This is a genomic window from Liquorilactobacillus mali, from assembly GCF_001437155.1.
Taxonomy (GTDB): domain Bacteria; phylum Bacillota; class Bacilli; order Lactobacillales; family Lactobacillaceae; genus Liquorilactobacillus; species Liquorilactobacillus mali_A.
Window position 1 is genome coordinate 1 of record NZ_JQAR01000050.1, and the last position, 4,828, is coordinate 4,828.

The window sequence follows — 4,828 nt, forward strand, 5'->3', positions numbered from 1 at the left end:
AAATCAAAGAACAATTTTCGCTAATCTCTTCTTTTTTGAAGGACTTATGGCACAGCCCCTTTGTTATTAATTTGTTTTTACCAAAAAGTATTATGAATGTTTAACCTTTTTTCTTTTTGAACTTGAAACATTCTTATGAGCCTTATAGAAGTATTCAATTTTTTGATCGAAATCATGAATAAGTGCTCGAATGTTTTGTTGTCCTTTCCAACCTGCATATCCAAATATCAGCATACCTAGAGCACCTATTGCAAACAAGGAGATTCCCAAAATGTTAAGCCAAAAATTTTGGTGGTGGAAAAAGTAAATTAAGACGATTCCAAGACCACTGATAGTAGTCCAAAGCTGAAACCAGTAACCTTAATTTTTAAGCATATGCTTCTGATATGCAACCTCTTCCTCATATCCTTTTTTCATTTCTTGAATTGTCATTTCTACTTTCCTCCTTGTCATTGCTTGTGTTTTAGTAGGAAAGACCAGGATTGAAGAATCCAACTAGAACACCAATAAGTGAAATTACTACAAGAAGCAACATTGTCCAAATGGCTGATACATGTTTCTTAGTCATTAACCACCAGCAAAATAAAGTTACAATAACCGTCAGCAAGCCAGGGTAGATGCTATCTAGTTTATTTTGAAGGTTTAAGAAAACTTTGCCATTTGCTCCGTATAATTTAAGTGAAGTTGTAACATTTACCCAAGAAGCTAGAACACCACCAACAACCATACTTCCGACAATTCCGATTGCACGTCGGATAGCAGCTCCTTGTTTTCCAACTAAGAAACTAACGGCTTGATCACCAAAGTGATATCCACGGAAATATAAGAAACGCTGTCCAAAGTATGCAATTAGTACCCATGCAACAATGTAGAAAATTGCACCAAGTGGTGAACCACCTGTTGACATACCAAGAGAAATACCAAGGAGAATTGGAATAAGAGTTCCATCGATCAAGGAATCACCAATTCCGGCAATTGGTCCCATAAGACCAGCACGCATATCATTGATTGTTTCACCATCAATTTCTTTTCCATTTGCACGTGCCTGTTCCATACTTGCAGTGATACCGACAATAACTGTTCCTAACATTGGGTTAGTGTTGAAAAATGCTGTATATGCTTTAATTGCTTTAACTTGATCTTCATGGTTGGGATACAGTTTTTTAAGAATTGGCAGCATAGATGCCATATATCCGAATGTCTGCATGTGTTCTTGTGAGAAGCAAGTTAATGCACCCCAAAACCAACGATGAAAAGACTTTAGCAGTGTTCTTTTATCAAGTTTTTTTGAATTGTTAGTATTTTCCATAATCAAATATCCTCCTCATCATCGTCATTTGGTCCTTCGGGTACAGTACTGTTGCCTTGTTTCCCACCCTTAGACATTTCAACTTCATACATAATAACTGCAAACAATAATGAAACGACTGTAACTGAAACTAAGTTAAGACCTAATGAAGCTGCCAATGTAAATCCTACAAGGAAAGGAATGAAGTCTGTTGTACGACCTATGATTTGGCGAAGTAAAATTGCAATTCCGACACATGGTAACATACCACCAACTGTGAACAGTGTTTTCATAGCAACGCCATCCATAGGTAAAGCATTTCGTAAAGCTGTTACGGCAGTAGCACCATAGTAAGTAAGAAACATTGTTGGTAAAAATGAGAAAATAGCATGAGAAATCCAAGGTCAACCAAAGTTAACAGCTGTCAACTTATTTAATTTTCCATTATGAACATCTTTCCATCCAAATGATTGCCAAACCAAGTTCATAGTAGCAACAGCATAATAGAGAACAGTCCCAACAGTTCCAACTAATGTACCAACTGACTTAGCAAGGTTAGCAGCACTTCCTCCAAGTGGATTTAATCCTTGTGAGGCAATAGCAACCATAGCTAACGGGATACCAATATAAGAAATTGCACGGACATCAGCAGAAACAGTACCACCCGGTGTAACAAGTGCAATATAAACTAACTGCATAGCAACACCACAAGCAATTCCTAGCTGAAGATCACCTAGGATAAGGCCACAGATAAGGCCTCCGACCAACGGACGACCAATTGTATAATTACCGACTGCTTGACCAGCCATACATGAGTTAGAACATAAACATGCGAACAGTCCTAACATTGCTGCCTGAATCCAACTAATTGTCATTTTAAATCCCCCTCTTTTTTAATCTAATAACCAAATTTTGACTTAAACTTGTCCCAACTTCCTAGACGCTGATCAGGTAATAAAGCGAAATCTACTTTATACCCATTCTCTTCAATTGCTTCGAAAGCGTCTCCCTCTTCTTGGGTAAAGGACTGATTGTCTCCAAGTTTTATTGCATTTTCGCGGTCATTACCAGGACCCACAATAACGGTTTTTACATCACTGGGCTTGAATTTAAAATCAACTAGAATTTTTTTCATATCTTGTGGATTCTTGGTAATTAAGAAATACTTAGTGCTAGAATTTAGAACCTTGTCTTTTACCTTATCGAAATGTTCGAGTGTCCAAACAAATGTTTTTTTGTCCGAAGCTGCTTTATATGCTCCCGCCAAAACAGGATTGTTGGCAGCCTTATCATTTACAGCAATAATTCCATCACATGGATATTCTTTACCCCAACGAACAGTGATTAACCCATGAATCATACGATCATCGATTCGTACAAAAGAAATTGACATTATAATAACCCCCTCTAAATATCATCATCTGAAGTCTCTGGTGCAACATCTATATCCAAAAATTTAATTGCACCTGTAGCTTCAGACATTATTTTTGCCCTTAATTCATCTTCTTCCATGGTGTCTTTAGACATCAATGCAGTTAGAGCCATGGAGAAATTCATACCGCCGATTATGAAACTATCTTGCAGCTTTCCATATTTGTTCAAAGTATTGCAAACCGTTGTAAGTGGACTGCCACCAATAATATCAGCCAAAATAATGAATTGAGCATCGGCTGGAAGCTTATCAAGAATTGTTTCAAAGTGATGTTCTAGAGTCGCACTAGTTTCATCAGGTTTCAACCCAACAGCAATAACGGAATCAATAGTATCTCCTGCAAACATACTTAAAGTCTGTCTCAATCCGCTCGAAAATTCACCATGACTAACCAGTAATAAATATTTCATTTTCATCTCTTCCTCTCTGTAAAAATATATAGGGTATAGCTTTACAGAAAACGATGATTATTTATCAAAGCTGCGTGAGAATAATCTTTATACACAATTGATACTAATCATCGTGAAGGAAGCACCCCCCTTCATTTGAAAATTTGTAAACTATTTCTTAGATTTGTCTAGACTTAAACTAAGGTAACGCTTACACTTATTATATTAAGCATATACCACTGAAAAGTCACTTGAATGTTGTGCTTAATTATGATTAATTGTGCTTAAGGAGGGATTTTTTTGAAAGCTATAGAAAAACTTTATGCGGCAATTGCACAACAATTTCCTGACGAACGTATTACAACCAAACAGGCCGCTGATGCTGTTGGCCTGACAAGAGGCGTAACAAGTAGTTACCTATCTAAGTTAGAGAAACAGGGTAAGCTGTTAAAGACTGGAAGCCGGCCGGTGTACTGGCAGATTAAGCGAGAAAAGTCTGCTTTTGACGAATTAATAGGTTTCCACGGTAGTCTGAAAAATGATATTAATCATGCCATAGAGGCAATTGTTTATCCAGACCATGGGTTGCCTATTCTGATCATAGGTGCTCATGGCACTGGAAAACTCTCACTTGCACGGAGTGTTTATCGTGAAGCAATCCATCGCGGAATTTTTACCAAAGAATCTGTTTTTGAAACGATTGACTGCGGTAAATATAAAAATAAATTTAATACATTACAAAGACAGATACAGGAAACCGCTGGTCAAGTACAAAAGACGGGTTTTTTATACATCAAAAATTTACAGGTATTGCATTCGGAAAAACAGCATGAACTCTTTATGTTTGCTAACCAGCAAGAAAAAACAAATATTCGCTTTATTTTTTCGGCAACTACAGAGTTAAGTGACAATAATTGCACTGACTTCAATTGTGCAGTGGTTCAAATTAAACTGAGTTCGCTTAATGAACGGCCGCTTAATGAAAGAATTGCGTTTGTCGGTTTGTTTTTACAGAGACAAGCTGACAAGATAGGTAAGAATATCCTTATTTCACCGCACTCACTGATTAAGTTTGCTAAGATTACTAATGTTGTTAGTATCAGTGATCTCAATAATCGAATACAACTAATGTGTGCTGCAGCATATGCCAAAACACCCAATGTTAACCAATTAATAATTAATAAAGACAATGAAAATTCAATTTGCATAACCCCTAACCAGCACTTATTGGAAACAAAGATTACTTCACTTGTTACCAGTGCATTGCAGCTTGGGCCAACCGTTAATAATTTACTCGAGGATCTCTTGGAGTCATTGCTTGCCGGTGAAACTATTACCGAACAAAATTTCTTAGTGCTTAAAGTGCTTAATCAAGTAGACACTACTGTTAGTGAATCACTCTTAAAAGAACTTGCTCAAACAGTCCGTCAAGTTTCAAAAGAAGCTATTACACATCAGTATGGGATCGTTTTTCAAAATGATGATAATTTTTGGCGCTATGTTGCACTTGCATTTACATTTGCAAATCTGTGTAGCGATAATCTTCCTGTTGCTGATTCTACACATAAGTTTCAAGCTCAGATTAAGAAACGTTATCCAAGGAGCCATTATCTGTTTAAACAACTACTTATCAAGATGACTCCTAAAAATATACAGAGCGCGTACGCGTGGTGCTAGTTCGTCACAAAATTAAAAAATCCTAAATTATAGACTAAAATT

At 36.7% G+C, this 4,828-nt stretch carries 3 protein-coding genes and 3 pseudogenes; 1 reads left to right on the forward strand and 5 read right to left on the reverse strand.

Features of this window, described 5'->3' with window-relative positions; translation table 11 throughout:
* Positions 1-90: 90 nt before the first annotated feature.
* The 5 genes and pseudogenes from IV36_RS11550 to IV36_RS11570 all read right to left on the reverse strand — a co-directional run bounded on the left by IV36_RS11550 (position 91) and on the right by IV36_RS11570 (position 3,130).
* Positions 91-432: pseudogene (locus IV36_RS11550) on the reverse strand (DUF202 domain-containing protein).
* Between the two features lie 31 nt (positions 433-463).
* Positions 464-1,309, reverse strand: coding sequence for a PTS system mannose/fructose/sorbose family transporter subunit IID (locus IV36_RS11555; protein WP_056992640.1), 846 nt, complete (start codon positions 1,307-1,309; stop codon positions 464-466).
* 2 nt (positions 1,310-1,311) lie between these two features.
* Positions 1,312-2,163: pseudogene (locus tag IV36_RS11560) on the reverse strand (PTS mannose/fructose/sorbose/N-acetylgalactosamine transporter subunit IIC).
* Between the two features lie 23 nt (positions 2,164-2,186).
* Positions 2,187-2,681 carry a PTS sugar transporter subunit IIB gene (locus IV36_RS11565; RefSeq protein WP_056992642.1) on the reverse strand — a complete coding sequence of 165 codons (495 nt, stop codon included), beginning with the start codon at positions 2,679-2,681 and terminating at the stop codon, positions 2,187-2,189.
* Positions 2,682-2,695: 14 nt separating this feature from the next.
* Complete coding sequence (locus tag IV36_RS11570) at positions 2,696-3,130, reverse strand: PTS sugar transporter subunit IIA (RefSeq protein ID WP_056992645.1); 435 nt, start codon at positions 3,128-3,130, stop codon at positions 2,696-2,698.
* 279 nt (positions 3,131-3,409) lie between these two features.
* Between IV36_RS11570 and IV36_RS12620 the strand changes: the two are divergent.
* Positions 3,410-4,159, forward strand: a pseudogene (locus tag IV36_RS12620) (winged helix-turn-helix transcriptional regulator); the annotation flags it as partial.
* Positions 4,160-4,828: the final 669 nt, after the last annotated feature.